At 63.5% G+C, this 19,395-nt stretch carries 21 protein-coding genes; 12 read left to right on the forward strand and 9 right to left on the reverse strand.

All coding sequences use genetic code 11. The annotated features are described in order from the left end of the window. Positions 1 to 325: 325 nt before the first annotated feature. The 8 genes from GX444_16390 to GX444_16425 all read right to left on the reverse strand — a co-directional run bounded on the left by GX444_16390 (position 326) and on the right by GX444_16425 (position 7,673). Positions 326 to 1,171, reverse strand: a complete 846-nt coding sequence (locus GX444_16390; GenBank protein NLH50159.1) for a hypothetical protein — start codon at positions 1,169 to 1,171, stop codon at positions 326 to 328. A gap of 7 nt (positions 1,172 to 1,178) precedes the next feature. After that, entirely contained in the window at positions 1,179 to 2,666 is a 1,488-nt protein-coding gene (locus tag GX444_16395) for a DUF814 domain-containing protein (GenBank protein NLH50160.1), read from the reverse strand. Beyond that, positions 2,648 to 3,463, reverse strand: coding sequence for a hypothetical protein (locus GX444_16400; protein NLH50161.1), 816 nt, complete (start codon positions 3,461 to 3,463; stop codon positions 2,648 to 2,650). Before GX444_16400 ends, GX444_16395 begins: the two co-directional genes overlap by 19 nt. Before the next feature lie 5 nt (positions 3,464 to 3,468). Then, positions 3,469 to 4,851, reverse strand: coding sequence for a glucose-6-phosphate isomerase (locus tag GX444_16405; GenBank protein NLH50162.1), 1,383 nt, complete (start codon positions 4,849 to 4,851; stop codon positions 3,469 to 3,471). Between the two features lie 2 nt (positions 4,852 to 4,853). Then, entirely contained in the window at positions 4,854 to 5,399 is a 546-nt protein-coding gene (locus GX444_16410; protein ID NLH50163.1) for a nitroreductase, read from the reverse strand. Between the two features lie 46 nt (positions 5,400 to 5,445). After that, positions 5,446 to 6,207 (reverse strand): NAD-dependent deacylase, encoded by a 762-nt coding sequence (locus GX444_16415; protein NLH50164.1) that lies wholly within the window; start codon positions 6,205 to 6,207, stop codon positions 5,446 to 5,448. Then, positions 6,204 to 6,893 (reverse strand): tetratricopeptide repeat protein, encoded by a 690-nt coding sequence (locus tag GX444_16420; protein NLH50165.1) that lies wholly within the window; start codon positions 6,891 to 6,893, stop codon positions 6,204 to 6,206. Before GX444_16420 ends, GX444_16415 begins: the two co-directional genes overlap by 4 nt. Positions 6,894 to 6,983: 90 nt before the next feature. Beyond that, complete coding sequence (locus GX444_16425) at positions 6,984 to 7,673, reverse strand: (d)CMP kinase (GenBank protein ID NLH50166.1); 690 nt, start codon at positions 7,671 to 7,673, stop codon at positions 6,984 to 6,986. A 117-nt stretch (positions 7,674 to 7,790) separates the two neighbouring features. Here GX444_16425 and GX444_16430 point away from each other — a divergent pair, with 117 nt between their 5' ends. The 3 genes from GX444_16430 (at position 7,791) to GX444_16440 (ending at position 10,189) form a co-directional block, all read left to right on the forward strand. Further along, a complete protein-coding gene (locus tag GX444_16430; protein NLH50167.1) occupies positions 7,791 to 8,219 on the forward strand; it encodes a DUF192 domain-containing protein in 429 nt (142 codons plus the stop codon). Between the two features lie 394 nt (positions 8,220 to 8,613). Further along, positions 8,614 to 9,045 carry an SHOCT domain-containing protein gene (locus GX444_16435; GenBank protein NLH50168.1) on the forward strand — a complete coding sequence of 144 codons (432 nt, stop codon included), beginning with the start codon at positions 8,614 to 8,616 and terminating at the stop codon, positions 9,043 to 9,045. Between the two features lie 52 nt (positions 9,046 to 9,097). After that, the gene (locus tag GX444_16440; GenBank protein ID NLH50169.1) at positions 9,098 to 10,189 is read left to right on the forward strand and encodes a serine hydrolase; all 1,092 of its coding nucleotides are present in this window, start codon (positions 9,098 to 9,100) and stop codon (positions 10,187 to 10,189) included. Positions 10,190 to 10,206: 17 nt separating this feature from the next. Here the strand turns inward: GX444_16440 and GX444_16445 are convergent, their stop codons facing one another. After that, the gene (locus GX444_16445) at positions 10,207 to 10,968 is read right to left on the reverse strand and encodes an MBL fold metallo-hydrolase (protein NLH50170.1); all 762 of its coding nucleotides are present in this window, start codon (positions 10,966 to 10,968) and stop codon (positions 10,207 to 10,209) included. 150 nt (positions 10,969 to 11,118) lie between these two features. Here GX444_16445 and GX444_16450 point away from each other — a divergent pair, with 150 nt between their 5' ends. From GX444_16450 to GX444_16490, 9 genes are all read left to right on the forward strand, one after another. After that, a complete protein-coding gene (locus tag GX444_16450; protein NLH50171.1) occupies positions 11,119 to 13,161 on the forward strand; it encodes a hypothetical protein in 2,043 nt (680 codons plus the stop codon). Continuing rightward, entirely contained in the window at positions 13,158 to 13,961 is an 804-nt protein-coding gene (locus tag GX444_16455) for a hypothetical protein (GenBank protein ID NLH50172.1), read from the forward strand. The genes GX444_16450 and GX444_16455 overlap by 4 nt, the downstream gene beginning before the upstream one ends. 147 nt (positions 13,962 to 14,108) lie before the next feature. Then, positions 14,109 to 15,035 carry a twin-arginine translocation signal domain-containing protein gene (locus GX444_16460; protein NLH50173.1) on the forward strand — a complete coding sequence of 309 codons (927 nt, stop codon included), beginning with the start codon at positions 14,109 to 14,111 and terminating at the stop codon, positions 15,033 to 15,035. After that, positions 15,035 to 15,358 (forward strand): hypothetical protein, encoded by a 324-nt coding sequence (locus GX444_16465; protein NLH50174.1) that lies wholly within the window; start codon positions 15,035 to 15,037, stop codon positions 15,356 to 15,358. The genes GX444_16460 and GX444_16465 overlap by 1 nt, the downstream gene beginning before the upstream one ends. Then, positions 15,358 to 17,034, forward strand: a complete 1,677-nt coding sequence (locus tag GX444_16470; GenBank protein NLH50175.1) for a hypothetical protein — start codon at positions 15,358 to 15,360, stop codon at positions 17,032 to 17,034. The genes GX444_16465 and GX444_16470 overlap by 1 nt, the downstream gene beginning before the upstream one ends. 14 nt (positions 17,035 to 17,048) lie before the next feature. Next, a complete protein-coding gene (locus tag GX444_16475) occupies positions 17,049 to 17,201 on the forward strand; it encodes a hypothetical protein (GenBank protein ID NLH50176.1) in 153 nt (50 codons plus the stop codon). Between the two features lie 6 nt (positions 17,202 to 17,207). Continuing rightward, positions 17,208 to 17,768 carry a hypothetical protein gene (locus tag GX444_16480; GenBank protein NLH50177.1) on the forward strand — a complete coding sequence of 187 codons (561 nt, stop codon included), beginning with the start codon at positions 17,208 to 17,210 and terminating at the stop codon, positions 17,766 to 17,768. Beyond that, positions 17,765 to 18,799, forward strand: a complete 1,035-nt coding sequence (locus tag GX444_16485; protein ID NLH50178.1) for a 4Fe-4S dicluster domain-containing protein — start codon at positions 17,765 to 17,767, stop codon at positions 18,797 to 18,799. Before GX444_16480 ends, GX444_16485 begins: the two co-directional genes overlap by 4 nt. Next, a complete protein-coding gene (locus GX444_16490) occupies positions 18,792 to 19,394 on the forward strand; it encodes a 4Fe-4S dicluster domain-containing protein (GenBank protein ID NLH50179.1) in 603 nt (200 codons plus the stop codon). Before GX444_16485 ends, GX444_16490 begins: the two co-directional genes overlap by 8 nt. The last annotated feature ends 1 nt before the right edge of the window (position 19,395 follow it).

The following is a 19,395-nucleotide window of genomic DNA, read 5'->3' on the forward strand; positions in this document are numbered from 1 at the left end:
CTTCCCCCTCGGGGGAAGGCGACCGGCTGGGAACCCTCAACCGAAAGAGGATCCTAACCCAAAGTGCGAAAGATTGTTGACACTACCCGACCGGCTGGGAACCCTCAACCGAAAGAGGATCCTAACCCAAAGTGCGAAAGATTGTTGACACTACCATCTTACTTTTACCATTAGGCGTTTTATTTGACGCACGCGAAACAAATCATGGGGTTTCGCTTCGTAACATTTTTGAAAGGTGTGCTGCCGCAATGCAAGAAAAGGGAAGAGATGTACTATTGACTCGTGTGGTTACAGGTGTCCACGGAATTTTCCACGATAATTGCTTCTAACTCCAATCCAATTGAAAACACTGAAATTTTAAAAATGGGTTATTCTTATCAAACACTAGATGAATCTGAATGCGTTGTCCTGGTTGCCAACCATTTTTCATTGCTGTTTTTAAATAGGATGACTCATTATCTCTAACCTCGCTTTCTCTTTGCTTCAATTCATTTCGAAAATGATTCATATGCATTACTGCATCGCTACTATCTCCTGATGTTTGAATGCCCCCGCCAATTGGGAAATACGTCGTGTCATCGGAAAGAGTGATAATTGGTTGTAAGCCGGCTTTTCGAGCCCTGCCCAATTCTTCTTTACTAGGTGTTTTTCCACAAGATTCAACCTCCAATATGAACTTCGATAATAATTCAGGCCAGTTACTATGCATTTCCTCTAGAAGACTGATCAAATTAAAAGATTTGTGATCGCCTATAGTTATTGCACAGAAATGAGTGTCAGTTACATAAGCAAATAGTAGATTATCTGTTCTTTTTATAAAGCCATAATTTTCCAGTATTTCGCCAAGATGGAAATGGTGAATTCCCCAATCAAAAAGTAGCAAATCTTTTTTCGCTAATTTACGAATATTTGTTGTCTGATATGGGGATAAATCCAGGCCTTGTTCTGCTCGATTTAGGATACACTGTATTGCCTCTTCATATTTTGGCGGCTGGATAAAATTCTTCGCAATTAACACTATTCGCTGCTTAGGAAAAATTCTAGTCTTAAGTGCGTTGAAGTACATAAGCTCAATATCAATATCACGCTGATTCGAGTTGATTGTGTATCCCATTGCGAGGAGACGATCACGCAAGTGATTGATATAATCGTGATAGAAATCAATTACCATTTTCCGCTCAAAATCGGATTAATTCCGTATCCTCCCTGCTCTCATACAACCGCTTAACCCGTTCCTCATCTCGGCGGACATATATCGTTTTGGTGGCGGCGGCGTAGACCTGGCCCGTGCGGGCGTCGCGCGGCTTTTTGACTAATTTGCGACGGGTGTAGAGGACCGAACCGGCGCCGGCGTTTTTCAGGTCGCTGTGCAACAGGGCGAGGGTCGCGGCGTCGAGTAGGGTTTCGGCGGACAGTTCGCCGGAGGCGGGCAGGCGGACGATCACGTGGCTGCCGGGCGAACCGTCGGTGTGCAGCCAATAGTCGTTACCGCGCGCCAGTTGAAAGGTCAAACTTTCGTTTTCGGCGGCGTTGCGGCCGACGTAGATCCGCGCACCGTCGGCGGCGACAAACGGCTTGGGGCCGCTCGGCGCCTGTTCGCGGACGCGCGGCAGCGCCTGCCGCTTCTTTTCGACGACCACCTTCAAGCGCCGCAGTTCGGCTTCCAGGCCGGACAGATCGTCGCCCGGAACGGAATGGAGCAGCCGCCGTTCCGGCTCTTCCAGGTCGAGCAGGCGATCCTCGTTTTCGCGGCGGCGGCGGTCGAGATCCTCGCGCTTGCGGCGCGTGCGCCGCGCCGATTTGAACAGCCGGTCGGCGTTTTGCTGCGGCGTCAGCGCCGGGTCGAGTTCAACGCGCACGAGTTGCGCCGGGTCTTCCCACGACGGAAACTCCGCCGCCGGCTGTCCCTTGCAAACCTCGCGCAGATGGGCCAGCAGCAGTTCGCCCTGCAAGGTCAGCCGATCGGCGTCAGGCAGTTCGCCGAGCTCGCGCGCCAGCTTGCGCACGAATTTTTCGAGCCGGCGCGCTTCGCTCTGCACCGCGCCCAGCAGGCGTTGCCGGCGCGTTTCGTGTTCGTACTCGGTCTCGGCGGCGGCGAAGGCATCGGCCATCGCCTCGACCGGCATTCCGCGGTCGTCGCGATTCGGTTGGCCGGAGCGCGCGGGGGGCGCGTACGGCTGGCCGAGGGCCAGGCCGCGCGCCGCGAGGCGGTTATCGAAGAGCGCGGCGAGGACGCGCCCCTCGGGATCGAGAAACAGCAGGTTGCTTTGCGGGCCGAACAGTTCGGCGATCAGGGTCCAGACGTCGCCGAAGCCTTCCTCGTCCACGGCGTGAATGCTGAAGCTGAACAGGCGATCGTGCGGGTCGAGGGCGATTTCCTCGAGGCGGCCATTGGCGATCCGCTTGCGCAGCAACATGCAGAAGGCCGACGCCTCGGAAGGCTCGCCGGGCTTGTCGCCGTGCGGGACGACGCGGAAGAAACGGGGATGCGCGGAAAGGCGGACCCAGAGCGATTCGCCGGCGCCCCGGCATTCGAGGACGATCGTCTCGGGGCCCGGCTGGCGGATTTTCTGAACGCGACCGCCGGTCAGCCGCGCCTGCAGAAAGGCGGCGACGCGGGCCATCTCGGCCCAGGTCATGCCGCTTCTCAGTCCACCGTCAGCCACCGGGCCTCCAGGGTGTGCGGCTCGATTTCCAGCAGGCGGTGCGTGTCGCGGAAGCAGCCGACGTTGATGTAGCGGATCGGCTCGTCGGGCAACTCGACGTCGACGAACTCGGCCAGTTGCGGCTGGTGCACGTGACCGAACAGCACCAGGCGCGGCCGGTGGAGCCGGCAATAGTAAAGCAAATCGTCGCTGCCGCCCTCGTCGCGCGCCGCGGCCACATCGTAGGTGAGGCCGGGGATCGACGGCGGCGAATGGATGCCGAGGATTTCCACCGCGCCGACTTCGTGCAGGCGCTTGGAGAACTCGGTGGCGGGGATTTCGCCGGGCATGCCGAACGAATACGGGCCGGGTGGATGGCCGCTGACCAGGCCGACGCGCCGTCCCGCGATTTCGAGCTTTTCGGCCAAGCAGAGGTGGTGGTCGTCGCCGAGGTTCGGCGCCAGGACCTCGGGGAAATCGACGTTGCCGTAGATGAAATAGCCGGGGCAGGGAATCGCCCGGCTCATCGCGTCGTAGGCCTTTTCGGCGGTGACACGGATCAGGCGAAACAGGTTCGGCACCGAACCCGCCGCCGTGGCCATCCGCCGCCGCGCGTCGTCCAGATCGCCCGATTGAATGGCCGCCAGGGTCGACTCGATGGTTTCGCGCGGCACGAATTCGGCCAGCACGCCCGACAAATCCTTGTAGTCGATCACGTTGAGGTGGTCGCCCAGGCTGAGCAGCAGGTCGTCGGGGCGCAGGAAGCGGCCGAGCAATTCGGCCGAACCGTGCAGATCCGACACCACCAGCAGCCGCATCGCGCTTAGCCTTCGACGACGATCTGTTTGCCCGCGGCTCGGCGCACCTTGGCCGCCTCGGCCTCGTAACCGGCGCGGCCCAGCAGGCCGAAGGCGTAGCGTTTGCCCGCTTCGACGCCCGGCTGGTCGAACGCGTCGATGCCGAACAGGCGGCCGGCGGCGGCGGTCTGCACTTCCAGATGCATCAGCAGGCGGCCGAGCGCGTCCTCGTCGATCCGTGGAAGCGTGATCGTGGCGCAGGGGCGACCGACCTCGGACAGCGCGAACCGCGTGGCCTCGGCCTCGGCGTCGAACAGGTCGTACATCGAGTGGCCTTTGAAGTAGGTGAAGGCGCCGTCTTTCCAGGGGCTGGCCGGGTAAGGCAGCTTGCGCCGCAGCCGTTCGACGCGCAGGAAGGTGTAGAACTTGTCGTCGGGCCCCTCGGCATACAACTGTACCTGGCTGTGTTGATCGGTCGCGCCGAGCGCCGCGACGGGCGTCGGGCCGACGTGGACCGGCTTGCCCGACAGGTCGACGGCCTTGCCCAGGCTTTCGGCCCACAATTGCCGGAACCAATCGGCGACGCGGAACAGCGCGTTGCTGTAGGGCATCATCACCGCCATGACGCGGCCCTGCCGGTAATGCAGGTAGTGCAACCCCGCGCCCAGCAGCGCCGGGCTGGCGTCGGCCAGGCCGTACAACGAGGTTTGCAGCGCGTCGCCCGCGCCCTGGAGCAGCGCCTTGATATCCATTCCGGCCAGCGCGGCGGGAAACAGACCGACGGGCGTGAAGATCGAGAACCGGCCGCCGACGGCGGGCGGCACCGGCAAGGTGGCGAAGCCCTCCTTTTCGGCGAGCGCGCGCAACGGGCCCTTGGCGGGATCGGTGGTGAAGAGGAAGTGTTTCACGGCCGCGGCGCGGCTGCCGAGCTTCTTCGCGAAGAGGTCGAAGAAGATCAGGAATTGGCCGATCGTCTCGGCGGTCGAGCCGGACTTGGTGATGACGTTGACCAGGGTCGTGCGCGGGTCGATCACGTCGAGCACTCCGGCAACCAGTTCGGGATCAACGTTGTCGAGCACGTAAAACGTGCGGTGCCCGCACAGCGCGGCCAGTTGGTTGTGCTGCGGGTGCATCAACGCTTCTTTCAGGGCGATGAAGCCCAGCGCGCTGCCGCCGATGCCGAGGATCACCACCGAATGCACATCCTCGTGGCTGTAGGCCGCGGCCGCTTTTTTCACCGCGCGCAGCATCCCGGCGTCGCCGGGCAGGTCGGCGAAGCCGAGCCGGCCCGCCGCGCGGTCCGCTTGCAATTGCTTGCGGACCTGCCGCAGGTCTTTTTTCAGCGCCGTCAGGTCGCGTTTGGCGACGCCGGCGGCCAGGGCATGCGAGTAATCGAAACGGATCGCCATGATCAACTCCCGTATTTTTCGTGGGAAACGATTTTTTCCAGTTCCAGGCGCGTGGTTTTGTTGGGCCATTGCTCGGGATAACCCAGCGGGATCAACTCCACCAGCTGCACGTCGGCCGGAACCTGCAGGGTTTCGGCGGCCAGTTCGAGGTTGATCGCGCCGACGTGCACCGTGCCCAGGCCCTCGGCCACGGCGGCCAGCGACAGGTTGGCGGCGGCCAGCCCGGCGTCGAACAGGCCCCAGTCGCCGAGCGAGGTGCTGGGCGTGCCCTTGTAGTACCCGGAACGCTTTTTCACGAAACACAGCGCCAGCACGACCGGCGCCTTCAGAATGGCCGCGCTCGATGGATTGCCCGGCGAGAGGCACGGCGCCAGTTTGGCTTTGATCGCGGGGTCGGTGACGACGATCCAGCGGGCGGGCTGGGCGTTGGCCCAACTAGGCGCCCGCCGGGCGGCTTCCAAAACGCGTTGCAACACCGCCGGCGGAATCGGGTCGTCCTTGAAGCGGCGGACGCTGCAGCGTTGTTCGAGTGCCTGGGATAGTTCCATCGTTTTCTCCTTTAATGGAAATAAGATAAGGCCTTTTCGCCCGTTGTCAGCCGCGCCGGTCGCGCAGGCAGTCCACCAGTTCGGTCAGGATCTCGCTGGCGTTACCCTGCAACGAATGATGGGCGACGTATTCGGTCAGGCCGGTCCGCGTGAGATTGATTTCGACGACCTTGGCGCCTTTTTGCCGCGCCATGATCGGAATGCTGCTGGCCGGAAAAACGGTCGCGCTGGTGCCGACCACCAGGATGACGTCGCAACGTTCCGCTTCCTGGAACGCCATCAGCGAGGCGGCGCGCGGAATATCCTCGCCGAAGAAAATCACCGTCGGCTTGAGGATGTGGCCGTCCTCCGGGCAGCGCGGTGGAAAAACGCCGTCGGCTTCCATCTGCTTTTCGATGAGGTCGGCGTCGAACTGGCGGTGGCAGTAGAGGCACATCAGCTTGCGGCTGTTGCCGTGAAACTCGATCACGTTGCGCGAGCCCGCCTTCTGATGCAGGTCGTCGATGTTCTGGGTGACCAGCGCCTTGAGCACGCCCATTTCCTCGAGCGCGGCGAACCCAAGATGCGCCCGGTTGGGCCGGGCGCTTTTAACCACCGCGTTCATCTCGCGCAGCATTTCCCAGACCTTGACCGGATTGGCGCGAAACGCTTCGATGGTGGCGTATTCCATCGGGTCGAAGCGATCCCACAAGCCGCCCGGGCTGCGAAAATCGGGAACGCCGCTTTCGACGCTGATGCCGGCGCCGGTCAGGGCGATCGCCCATTGGCTGTGCCGGAGTAATTCGACGACGGTTTCGAAATCTTTCACCGCAAATCCTCGTCGGGGGGCAAGTCGTCGGTCCAGGAGGGATCTTCGGCTTCACGGGCGCGGCGCCCCAGTTGTTTTTCCAGCGCGGCGATGCGCTCCTTGGCGTGGGCCAGCCAATCGGTCCGCTCGCCGATGGTCTGGCCGACCTCGATGTATTGCCGCCAGCGGTCCAGCGCGCCCTCGATGTCGCCGAGCTTTTCGTGAGCCGTCGCCAGGTTGAAGTGAGCGCTGGCGTAATTGTATTCGATGCCGATCGCCCGTTCGTAGGCGTCCTTGGCCTGCTCGAACAGGCCCTGCGACGAATAGGCGCGCCCCAGGTAATTATAGGCCTGCCAATGGCGGACGTTGCGGTTGATCACTTCCTGAAACATCTTCGCGGCCTCGGCGAAGCGCTCTTCCTTCAACAACTGCCGGCCGAGGTTGAGGTATTCGTCCAGCGTGTGATCCTTGCCCTCCGGCTTGTTCAGCTCGAATTTCAGCCGTTCGGTTTTTTGGCGCGGGCCGCGACGCCGGATCAACGAAAGAACGATGAACAACAGGCACGCGGCGGCGATCGAAACCGCCAGCGCGCCGAAAAAATAACGGCCGTCGATCACCCCGGTGATGAACAGTAAAGCCGTGACGGTCACGGCCGCCAGGATCATGACCCAAAGCCAGACGTAGGAGATGCGTCCGTTCGAACCCACTGTCGGAAACCTTTTACGTGAATTCATCGTGATGTCCGGAAAGTATCATATCCGCCGCGGGGCCGTAAATCCGGGGCCGAAAAAAAGCGGTCAGGCGCGGCCTCCCGCGGCCGCGACCAGCTCCGCCAACCGGTCGACCACCTGTTCGATGCTCAGGCCGGTGGTGTCCAGGGCGACGGCGTCTGGGGCCTGCCGCAGCGGATTGAGGTCGCGCTCGCTGTCGCGGCGGTCGCGTTCGCGCTGGTCGGCCAGCACCTGGGCGAAGTCGACGGATTGGCCGCGCCGCGCCAGTTCCAGAACCCGCCGTCGGGCGCGTTCCTCGTCGCCGGCCACGAGAAACACCTTGATCTCGGCGTCCGGAAAAACGTTGGTGCCGATGTCGCGGCCTTCCATTACCACGCCGCCGCCCGCGCCCATTTGCCGCTGCATGGCCACCAGGCGGGTTCGCACCGCCGGCACGCTGCTGGCCTGGCTGGCCGCCTGGCTGACCTCGTGTCGCCGGATTTCCGCGGTGACGTCCTCCCGGTTACAAAAAACCCGTTGTCCGCCGTGGCCATCCGGTTCAAAATGGATACTCAAGGATTCCAGGAGCGGGGCCAGCGCGGCGGCGTCGAGCGGATCGCAACCGGCGCGCCGGGCCAGCAGGCCGACGCAGCGGTACATCGCCCCGGTATCGAGGTAGACAAAATTCAGGCGTTCGGCCAGCATTTTGCTGACCGTGCTTTTGCCGGAGCCCGAGGGCCCGTCGATGGCGACGATCGGCCGGGAGCGTGCAGGCATGTCGTTCTCCGCGGTATTTTGCCGCGATTGTTACACGAACGGCGGCTCCCTTTCCAGGTTGAACTTTACCGCGGCGGTTTCTAAGCTGGCGCATCGAATCATCCGAGGAGCGGACCCATGCATTTCCGTCGGCCGATTCTGGCGATCCTTTGTCTGACGGCGGTCGCCGCGAGCGCGCAGATGCTATTGACGCTGACCATCGCCGATCACCGCCTGAGCGTGGAAATCGCCGACACCGACTCGGCGCGGCAATTGGGCCTGATGAACCGCGATTCGCTGCCGGAAGAGCAGGGGATGCTGTTCGTCTACGACCGGGCGCATCGCCTGAATTTCTGGATGAAGAACACGCGTCTGCCGCTGGATATCGCTTTTCTTTCGGCCGACGGCGTCATCCAGCAGATCGCGTCGATGCAACCGTTCGACGAAAACCATACGGTCTCCGAGCAGCCGGCGATGTACGCGCTGGAGGTCAACCAGGGTTGGTTCGCCCGCCATCGGGTCAAGGTCGGCGAGCAGGTGAAGGGTTTACCGAAAACCGGTCGCTAACCGACCGTATCGACGAGAGGAACCGTCCATGAACCATTCATTGTCGCGCGGCATGATCGTTCCGGCGCTGTGCCTGCTGCTTTTGGCGGCTGGCTGCGCCAGCGCCTACCAACATACGAAGCTTTACAGCGACGATCCGGAATATCTCTGGCTGGAGTGGGAAAACGCCAAGGGTCAGACGGTCGCCCAGCACTTCAATCATCCGGCCGACCTGACCGCCGACCAGATTCAGCAGATTCTCGCCGCGATTCACCTCGAGGAACATTCATTCTTCAAATGGCGGGACCAGGGCCCGCTGTTCACCGAGGAATCGTCCGCTAAACTCGCCGGCTGGCTCGTCGAGGCGCTGCAGAAGGCCACGGCGGATCAATGGGTGCGCTTCGCGGTCGTCAGCATGAAGCGCAAGCTGTTGTTCAAGGACGCCATGCTGACCGACGGCATCTGCTATTTCCAGGACGGCAAGCTCAACCTGATCTTCGGCAACATCGATTACCAATCCGCCGATCCGAACGCCGAGTACTACCGGCTCGATCCGCGCGAACGCACGGTGATCAACGCCTTGCGGCTGCAAACCAATCCGGCGCGCGGCTACGCCGCGCCGCCGGTGGTCAAGGGCGACAAGTGGCTGGACACGGACCGGCGCAACTGGCTGGTGATCGATCCGGCGGTATTTTTCGCGAAGCCGGCCGAGGAAGCGAAGCCCGAAACGCCGGTCAAGGAGGATCCGACCCTGCGCCTGCAAAAGCTCAAGGAATTGCTCGACCAGGGTTTGATCACGCCGGAGGAATACGAGCAGAAACGCCAGGAAATCCTGAAGGAGATTTGACGCAGGCCGCCAGCACGCCGAAGAACGCCTGAGCCGGCGGATTTTCGCCGTATTGCCGCTGATTTTAATCGCCGGCGCCTCGTGCTACCTCGGCCGCGCCGTTCGCTACAATGTCTCCTCCGTTTACGATTACAAAATTTTCCCCGGCAACGAACTGACCGCGAGCGGTCAGCCGTTTCATTTTGAAAAAGACCTCGCCGCCGGCCGGGTGCCCGCAACGTTGTCGTTCGGACGTTTCCAAAACCAAAAGCTGGACGAATTTCTGGCGGCGAACGACACGCTGGCCTTTCTCGTCTTGAAGGACGATCGCCTCGTTGACGAGCGGTATTTCAACGGGCATTCGCCGACGGCGCTTTCCATGTCCTTTTCGCTGGGCAAATCCATCCATTCGTTGCTGATCGGCATCGCGCTGGCGGAGGGGAAAATCGGGTCGCTCGATCAGCCGGTGACCGACTACCTTCCCGAACTGCGCGACCGGGGATTCGACCAACTGACCATCCGCCACTGCCTGCAGATGACCTCGGGGATCCGCTACAAAGAGTGGGACAATCCGTTCGGGCGCCACGTCCGACTGTATTACGGCGACGACATCGAAAAGGAAATCCTCGGCTTCACCCTGAAAGAACCGCCCGGCACGCGGTTCGAATACCGCAGCGGCGACACCATGCTGCTCGCGCTGATTCTCAAGCGCGTCCTCGCGCCGGAAACCATCACCCAGTACCTGCAACGAAAGCTGTGGACGCCGCTGGGCATGGAAGGCGACGGGTTGCTCTGCACCGACTACGCGGGAAAACTGGAGAAGGTGTATTGCTGCCTCAGCGCCCGCGCCGTGGATTTTCTCAAGTTCGGACGGTTGATGCTGCGCCAGGGCGAATGGGACGGCACCCGGATCGTTCCGGCGGAGTGGGTCCGGCAATCCACCAGGATCGACGAATCGTTCGGCAGCGTCTGGTACTACCAAATCCAGTGGTGGCTCGCATCGAAGGAGCGCGGCGATTTCATGGCCGTGGGCCATCTCGGACAGTATCTTTATGTGAATCCCGGCAAGAATCTGGCCGTTTTGCGCTTGGGTAGAAGCCGCGGCGATTTGGCCTTCGAAGAATGGAAGGAGCTGTTCACGGCACTGGCCGAACAGGTCCGGTGACGGGCGATCGCCCGCGATCAATCGACGACAAACACCTCGCCGTCGCGCGCGGCGCGGACCTCGCCGGCGAAATCGGCCTGCACGGCGGCGGTCAACCGTTCGGTGAGGCGATCCGCGGCGAAGTGCGTGAGCACGATCTTTTTCACGCCGGCGCCGTTGGCGAGAGCGGCGATCTGGACGGGCGTCAGGTGCCCGGCAACCGGCTCGTCGTCCGGATAGCCGGCTTCGCAAAGCAGCAGATCTGCCTGCTGGATCAGACGCCGCAAGCCGTCGCAGGCGATGGTGTCGCCGGAAACGGCCAAGACCTTGCCGGCGGAGGCGAAGCGATAGCCGAGGCAGTGGTGCGATTCGGCGTGGACGACTTCCTCGTAGCGCACCGTCAGCTCGGAACCGAACGCGAGTTCGCCCGGCGGATCGTACTCCGTCCATTGCAAGGGGAAGGCCGGGTTCAGCAGCCAGTCGCCGAAGGCTTGCGCCAGCCCCTGCCGCAGCCGGCCCAGGCCGGGGCCGCCGCCGATCATCAGCGTCGCGGTCCGCCGCCGTTCGACGTGCAGGCCGAAGAGCAGCGGCGCCAGGCCGGCGGTGTGGTCGGCGTGATAATGCGTCAGCAGCACGGCGGCCAGTTCCTCGGGCGGGATGCCGGATTCGACCAGCCGCGGGCCGACGTTTTCACCGGCGTCAATGAGAATCCAGCGGTCGGCGGCCTGCACGGCGGTGGCGGGCGCGGCGCGGCGCGGGTTGGGGAAACAACCTCCGGTGCCTAGGGTGACGATTTTCACGGCGCCTCCCGAAAGGATGGGTGATCGTCCAAAATGTAACCCGGTCGGCTCGGTTGTAAAGCGAAAAACCGCCCCCCTTGATCGCAACGGGTGAATCGAGCAAATAATGCCTGACACGTCCCCATCCTATAAACGGAAACCGAGGCATTCGTGACCGTCCGTCTGAACGACCATGGCCTGGACCTGGAGGGCCGCCGGCTCCCGCTGATTTCGGGCAGCATCCACTACTGGCGGCACCTGGCCAAGGACTGGCCGCAACTGCTCGAACGGGTGAAAAGCCTGGGATTCGACATCATCTGCACCTACATCCCCTGGGGTGTGCACGAAGCGGGGCCGGGCACGTTCGATTTCGGCGAGCTCGATCCCTCGAAGGACGTCGGTCGCTTCCTCGACCTGGCGGCGCAGGCCGGGCTGCTGGCGATCGTCCGCCCGGGGCCGCACATCAACGCGGAGCTGCCGTACTTCGGGTTCCCCGCGCGGGTGATCGAAAATCCGAACTGCCTGGCGCGCAACGCCCGCGGCGGGTTCGTGATCCTGCCGATTCCGCCGCGCGCGTTTCCGGTCGTTTCGTACGCCTCCGACGAATTCTGGCGGGAGCTCGAAGGCTGGTTTGGGGCGCTGGCGCCGTTGTTGCGGCCGCGCTTGTATCCCAGCGGGCCGGTCGTCGGCGTACAACTCGACAACGAGATGAGCTACTTCTTCCGCACCTCGGCCTACGACCAGGATTACCATCCCGATGCCCGCGCCAAGTGGCTGGCGTTTCTGAAAACGAAGTACGGCGATCTGCACAAGGCGGCGGACATTTACAACGCGCGGCAGTTGCCCGACGAGACGCCGCTGCCCGACGACTTTCGCGCCCAGACCCCGCAGGAACTCCTGTTTTACCTGGATTGGGTCGAGTTCAAGGAAGAACTGTTGATCGGATCGTTCGCCCTGATGCGCGAGATGTGGCGGCGTCACCGGATCGACGGCGTCGTCTTTTCGCACAATTTCCCGCCCGCCCAGGCCAAGAGCCCGCTGAACATCCCGCGCGCCGAGCGGCATGTCGATTACTGCGGCGTCGATTTTTACCTGCACCGTTACGAGTACCCGGCGTTGAAGCGTCGCCTGTTGATGCTCGGCGGCCAGTCGCGCTTTCCGGTCAGCCCCGAGTTCGCCAGCGGCTGCTATCTGTGGTGGCCGCCGGTCGATCTGGCCGATCAGGAATTCACCGCCAAGGCGGCCTGGATGTACGGCCTGAAGGGCATCAATTTCTACATGCTCGTCGAGCGCGACAGTTGGTACGGCAGCCCGATCACCCGCACGGGCGCGGTGCGCCGCGATTACTGGAATTTTTTCGAACGTCACCTGGCGTTGCTGAAAAAACTGCAACCCTGGCGCTTGCAGCGGGTGGCACCGGTCTGCCTGCTGTCGGTCCGTGAATACGAAAGGCTCGAAGCCGCGACGACCGCCGTGGCGCCGTTCCCGCAAATGGCGGTCGATGCGACGGTTCCCTCCGAGGATTTGTGCTACGAGGGAAATTTCGGCTTTGCGCGGCCCATCCAATACCAGCACGCCAAAATGCTGCGCGGTTGGGAAGAGGCGCTGACGCGGTTGGGAATCCCCTACGTCATCGGCTCGTCCGATCTGCCGGTTTCGCGGCTGGCCGATTTTCAGGCCGTGGTTTGTCCGACCTTCGAGTTCATGGCGCGCCAAACGCAGCAGACGCTGGTCGATTACGCCACCCGGGGCGGGACGCTGATCTGCGGCCCGGAAGTGCCGAGTCTCGACGAATGCATGTGGGAGCATTCGACGATCGGCGGTTACACCGGCCGGCCCGAGGAAAAACTGAACTGCGCCGTCGACGTCATCGCCTGCCGGGCGGGCCTCGGCCGCATCGTGCTGATCGCCGATGTGCCGCTGCCGCCGGAAAACGCGCTGCCGATCGTCACCGAGGTGTGCCGCTACGCCGCCCTCGAACCCGTCTACCCGGCGGCTCCGCCGTGCGAAACCTCGCTGCACCGCGGCCCGGACGGCCGCCGGATCCTGTACGTCATCAATCCGACGAACGAACCCCGCCGCGCCGTGATTCAATTGAAGGCCGGCCGCGAATCGTTCGCCGACCTCGAATCCGGCGCCCGGTTTTTCGGCGAGGAGGTCGTGGAAATCGAGCTGCCGCCCGCCGGCGTGCGCATCCTGGAGGTGCTGGGATGATCGCCGAGCGCCCGCTGCTGATCGACATCGACGCCCGCCAGTGGATCAACCTGCTGTCGCTATTCGCGCGACCGCGGGACCCGCTGCCGTCCTTGCTGGTCTGCCTGCTCGACGGCGAACGCTGCCTCAAAGCCTGGCACAGCCGGAAGGGCGTGCTGTGGGGTTTTCAATTTCCCGGTATGAGTCACCTCGAGGAAGCGCGCCAGGCGGCCGCGGCCGACTATGTGCTTTGCCTGCCGCGCGGCGCGCTGCAAGAGATTTTCTATCACGCCCAGTCGGCGGTGCTGACCGGCGAAAACTACGCCAAACAAATGCTGGCCATGGCGCGGGCGATTCAGGATTCCCTGGCGGAAGTGGCGGTCTGGCATCCGGCCAAGCCGATCGACCTGCGCCTGCCGGATTATGCGTCCACGGCCGCACGGCTCGACAAGTGGTGGCCCGACGGGCGAACCCTGGGCTTTTTCGTTTTCGACGGCAAGGAAGTGTTCACGTCGGCGATCCTGGGCAAGGACAACCACGAGGTGAACCTTTTCACGACGCTGGACGCGTTCGGCATGTCACAGCAGAGCCTCGATTGGCGGGAAGGCCATAAGACCCTTGCCGAGCTGATCGCTCAGACTTTTTCGCCGTTGCATACGTCGTTGTTCATCGAATTGCCTACTTTTCGTGAAATGTTGGCCGGCTCCAAACCGCTGTCGTTTTTGCGATTGGCCGAAAAACGCGGCCGGGCGCTGATTACGCCCAAACCCTGGCGGTTGCGGCTGCTGTTGTGGGCGGCCCGGGTTTTCAAACGGCTGTAAACCCGCGTCCGCCGGAATGTCCAAAAATCGAGAATGTGTTGCATATTCGAAGTATTAGCTCATGACCATTGACGCTAACCGGGCAGCGGGTATACTACAGCCCAACCAGCGCCGGCCGCTAGGCGACGGAGCGGAAACAAAGCGAGCATGACTGGTACAAAAGCTGCCGAAATCACCCGCCGGGACTTCCTTCGCGGCACTCTGGCCCTGACCGGCGCCGCGCTTCTGGCGAAACCGAACCTCGCGTTATCGGCCGACGAGAACGTACTACCGGTGGAATTTCACGGCCCGTGGGGCGTGGCTTTCGATCCCGACGGCAATCTCTACATCTCCGACCCCGGCCGTTACGGCATCCGGGTTTTTTCTCCCGACGGCCGGGAACTGCGCCGGTTCGGCAAGCCCGGATCGGGTGAAGGTCATTTGAATTACCCGACCGGCCTGAGCTGGCGCGACGGCCTGCTTTATATCTGCGACACCAACAACGGCCGCATCGCCGTGACCGACCAGGAAGGCAACCACCAACGCCATTTCGGTAGCCTGGGCATCACCACGGCCCGCCTGGCCATGCCCAACGGCGTCTGGGCCGGGTCGCGGTGGATCTGGGTCGCCAATACGCGCGGCCACGTGTTGCAAAGGTATTCGCCGAAGGACGGCCGGCTGGAAAGTGCGTTCGGCCGCCTGGGCGATGAAAAAACGCTGCCGGAAGCGGGTTCGATCGATTACCTGTTGCGGCAACCGACCGCCGTGATTGGCGACGATCAAGGCAGAATATTTCTGCTCGATTCCAAGCACGCGCGGCTGCTGGCGCTCGATGAGGAAGGCCGCTTTCGGTGGGAAAGCAAGGCGGCGTTCGGCGGCGTCGCGTTGTCGCGTCCGCAGGGCCTGGCTTACGCCGACGGCGCCCTGTATCTGGCCGATACCGGCAATCACCGGATCCTCAAGCTCGACGGCGAGGGCCGGGCGGTGGATCAAATGACCGGCGTGCACGAGCCCTATGGTCTGGCGGCGGCGGGCGGCAAGCTCGCGGTCGCGCAGTTCAAGGACCGCGTCGTGCGCCTGATGGATGTCTTTTGATGGAAGCGATGCTGACGCAACTGACGGCGGCGTTTCTGATCGGCGGGTGGCTGTTTGCCCTGCTTTATTCGCGCCGCAAGGCCCGGCGCGGCGTTATCGTGCGCCCGCTGACCTCCGCCGCCGACCCGCTGGGCTGGCTCCAGGCGGAGTTCGTCGTCCGGATCGACGACGGCCGCGAGGTCGTCGCGCGGGCCACCGGCTGCGTGCATTGCCAGGGCGGCCTAGGGCCGGGGCGGCGCGTCGGCTTGCTGCGCGACCGGCAGGGATTCGTGGTTTTGCAAACCGATCACCGGCGCCCGGCGCCCGCGAACGCGAGAACCTGATGGCGATCCTGGGCTACATCACGCTGACGATTTTTCTGACGGCGATGGTCCTGACCTTGCTGCGCAAGATCAATCTGCCGGTGCAGACGGTGCTGGTTCTGGTGGCGCTGGTGTGCCTGGCGCTCGGCGCGGTGGTCAAGGGCGCGCTCGAGGGTTGGCAGGCGGTGCTTTCGCTGCCGGCCGAGATGATGGGCGGCATCATTCTGCATCCGGTGACGGCGCTCCTGGCCGGCCTCTTCATGGCCGGCGCGCTGTCGGCGACCGGCGGCTTCGACGCCTTCCGGGTGCTGATCGGCAAGCTGCAAAAAACGCCGCTCGGCCTCGCCGGCACGGTCGTCATCCTGATTCAACTGCCGATGCTCGCCAGCCTGCCGTGCGGCCGCATTCTCGCCGCCGCGCTGCTGCCGCTCCTGTTCGCCTTCGGCTCCGAGGGCGGCATGAACCTGCTGACCAAGTCGCAGCTCATCGTGCTGATCGGCGCCTTCGCCAGCAACGCCTTCGGTTCCTGCGGCCCCAGCCCGATCGGCGGCGTCGGCCAGATCGGCGAGGGCTTCCTGGGCAGCTATTTCCCGACGGCGGCCGACGGCATTCTGCGGGCGCCGCAGGCGTTCGCCTTGATGCTGGGCACCGCGCTGACCGCCGTGTTTCTGAAACTGATCACCCAGCGGCTGTACCCCAACGACTGCTCGCTGCGCGAAAAGAAGGAAGGAGCCGGCGCCGCCGTGGCCGCCGCCAAGGCGCCGCTGACCGGCTATTTCGCGCTGGTGATTTTTTTCGCGTCGCTCGCGGTAGCGATTTTCCAGCCGCTCGGCAAGGTGCCGGTGCAGACGGTGCTGGTGGTGGCCGGCGTGCTGATCATCGTCATCGGCCAGGCTCGGCTCGAAGACCTGATGGCGGGCATCATCCTGCTGCCGGTGACCGCGATGATCGCCGGCTTCATGGCGGCCGGCGCGCTGGCGGCGACGGGCGGGTTCGACGCCCTGGGCCAGGTGCTGTCGCTGTTCGCCAAGGTGCCGCTGCTCGGCGTCGCGGGCATGCTGGCGATCTTCGTGCAGATCCAGACGATGATTCCGCTGTCGTGCAGCCGCATCCTGACCGCCGCGCTGGTGCCGGTGCTGTTTTTGTTCGGCCCGGCGGCCTACGGTTTCCTGACCTGGGAACAACTCGCGGTCGTGATGGCCGCGTATATGATCAACGCGACGACCAGCTGCGGGCCGAGTCCGCTCGGCGGCGGCGGCATGATGGGCGAGGGCCAGATGCGCGTCGAAAGCGGCTACATCAAGGGCGCCTACACGTTCGCCTCGATGGCGGTGATGGCGCCGCTGGCCGCCGTTTATATGAAATTTCTCAATCTGGCCAGATTCCCCGCCGCCGACCAGGCGTTCCAGGCCAACCTTTGGGCGCTGCTGGGTTACGCGGTGCTGATCCTGGGCGCCAACGGCGCGGCGATCTGGCTGATGAGCCGGGTGGCGGCGCCGGGCGACGGCGGTTATCGCCGGCAGGTGATCGGGTTCGTCGCCGCCGGCGCGCTGGGCGGGTTGGTCCTGGCGTTGTCGGTGTTCGGGTTCCGGTTCGGCGCGGCTTTCCAGGGGGCCTTCGGTGGCGCGGTCGCCGCGGTGTGGATCGCGTACATGGTGCCCCGCCGCCTGTTGCCGGAACCGGCGGCGTTCGTCTGATGCGGAGGTAGTCCATGCTGGGAATGGCGAGTTTTGCCTTGGGCGGCGTGGTTTCGGGCCTGCTGATCGCCTGGAGCATGGACTGGCGGTCGCCCAAGGAATTGTTGCAAGGGGCGTTGGGCGGATTGGCGGTCGGGATCGGGATGTCGCTGCTTTTGCCGATGTGAGGAACGATGGCGGACGAGAAGACCGGTAACATTCACAAACGCGATGACGGCACGCAACCGATTTCGCTGCCGGGCATCCGCCGTTTCCAATTTTTCTCGAACCTGCGCGACCGCTCGCTGACCAAGAACCTCAACCGCCTGGCGATGCTCGGCATCGGGGCGAGCCTGGCCTTCGACGTGGTCAAGCCGATCGCCGGCGACGCGCCGCAAACCATTTACTGCTACGAATGCCGCGCCTGTTACGCGACGCAGGACAAGTGCCCGGCGGGGATCGCTTATCAGGCCGAGCTCAACGTCGCCACGCGCGTCGGCGACCACGCCCGGTTTCTGCGCGCCGGCGGCATGAAGTGCGTCCGCTGCGGCGGCTGCGTAAGCTTTTGCGTGATCAACCTCGACCTGCCGCGAATTTTTTCGCGCGGCCAGCAAAAGGTGCTGCAGGCGATCGAGGCCGGCGAAATCCCGCGCGGGCGCGTCGAAACGGCGCTGGAAAACGGGCTGATCGGCCGCGAGTTCATCGATCGGGTCGCCGCCTGGTTGGCGAAAAACGGGAAGGACGTCACCGCATGAAACCGCGGCTGGACCATTGGCTGGAGGATCGGGTGACGCGCGGTCTGCGGCTGTCGCTGCTCGCCGCCGGCCTGGCGCTGCTGTTTCCTCCCGGGCGGCTGTACGCGCTGGCGATCCTCGGCCTCTTGCTGTTCATTTACGGCGTCCGGCAATGGCGGCGCGGCGGCTGGCGGTATGCGCTGCCGGTCGGCCTGCTGGCCGCGGCGGGTTTGGGCCTGCTGTTGTGGTCGATTCACGACCGGCGGGCCGTCGAGGATTACCTGGCGCTCCACCGACCGCTCTCCCTCGAGTTCGTGCCCGACGGGGTTTACCAGGGCAGCGCGCCGGGCAACAACGGCGACATCCACGTTCAGGTCCGGGTGGCCCACGGCCGCATTCAACAGGCGGCGGTGCTCGATCACCGCGAGGCCGTCTACGCGTTCGACGAGGTGCTGGCGCGTTTGCCGGGTCAGCGCAAGATCGACCTGACGGATCTGTCCGGCTTCGTTTTTCGCAATGAACGCTCGCTCATCGGCCTGCAAGCCGCGTTGGAAAAAGCCGTACTGCCGGCGATTTTCGATGCGCCGCAATTGTCGCGCGCCGCGCGGGCGGTCTTTTTCGTCGCCAGCAACCGCGGCGGACGGATCACCGCCAATTCGTTGGCCGTCCTGTTCATCGTGCTGCTGGCGTTCGATTACACCTTCGGGCCGACCCTGCGGCCGGGATTGGGACAATCGCTCAATTGTTACAACTGCCAGGCCTGCGTCGGCGTGTGCCCGGTGAAGATGGTCGCCGGCGATCCGTTCCCGATGACGATGGTGCTGATGGCGCGGCTGGGCAACCTCGATCGCGTGGTGGAGCTTTCGAAATACTGCGTCGGGTGCGGCAAGTGCGCCGCCAAGTGCCCGGTCGGCAATTCCGGCCCGTCGGTGGCCAGCGCGGCCTACCTCGTCTGGCGCGAACGGCGCCGCCGCGAGGAATCGACCCGCGATCCGGAAATCCGCGCCCTGACCGGCGAACCACCTTCGCGGGAAGGAGGCGCCGATGCCTGAGAGCAAAGTGCGCTACGGTTTTTTAATCGATCTGCGCAAATGCATCGGCTGCCAGACCTGCGAGGTCACCTGCAAGATGGAAAACGACGTCCATCTCGGCGTCTGGCGCTCGTGGGTCAAGAAGGTCGAAAAGGGCGAGTATCCGCGGACGACCCGCAAGTTCCTGCCGCTGTTGTGCAACAACTGCGAAAACCCGATCTGCGTGACCGTCTGCCCGGTGCGCGCCAACCGCCGGCGGCCCGACGGCATCGTGACGTTCGACCCGCATCGTTGCGTCGGCTGTCGCTACTGTATGGCGGCCTGTCCCTATCAGGTGCGCTACATCCATCCGCTCAAGCGCATCGTCGAAAAATGCAATTGGTGCCACCACCGCATCGACGCGGGCCTGCAACCGGCGTGCGTGGAAAACTGCCCGACCGGCGCGCGGGTTTTCGGCGATCTGCGCGACCCGCAAAGCGAAATCAGTCGCCTGCTGGCCAAGCACGATACCGCCGTTCTGCTGCCCGAGATGGGCACGAAGCCGCAGGTATACTACATCGACTTCGACGAGCAGGTGTTCGCCACGAAACAACCGCTGATCTGGAAGTGGAGGTAGG

The organism is Myxococcales bacterium, assembly GCA_012517325.1.
GTDB lineage: Bacteria > Lernaellota > Lernaellaia > Lernaellales > Lernaellaceae > JAAYVF01.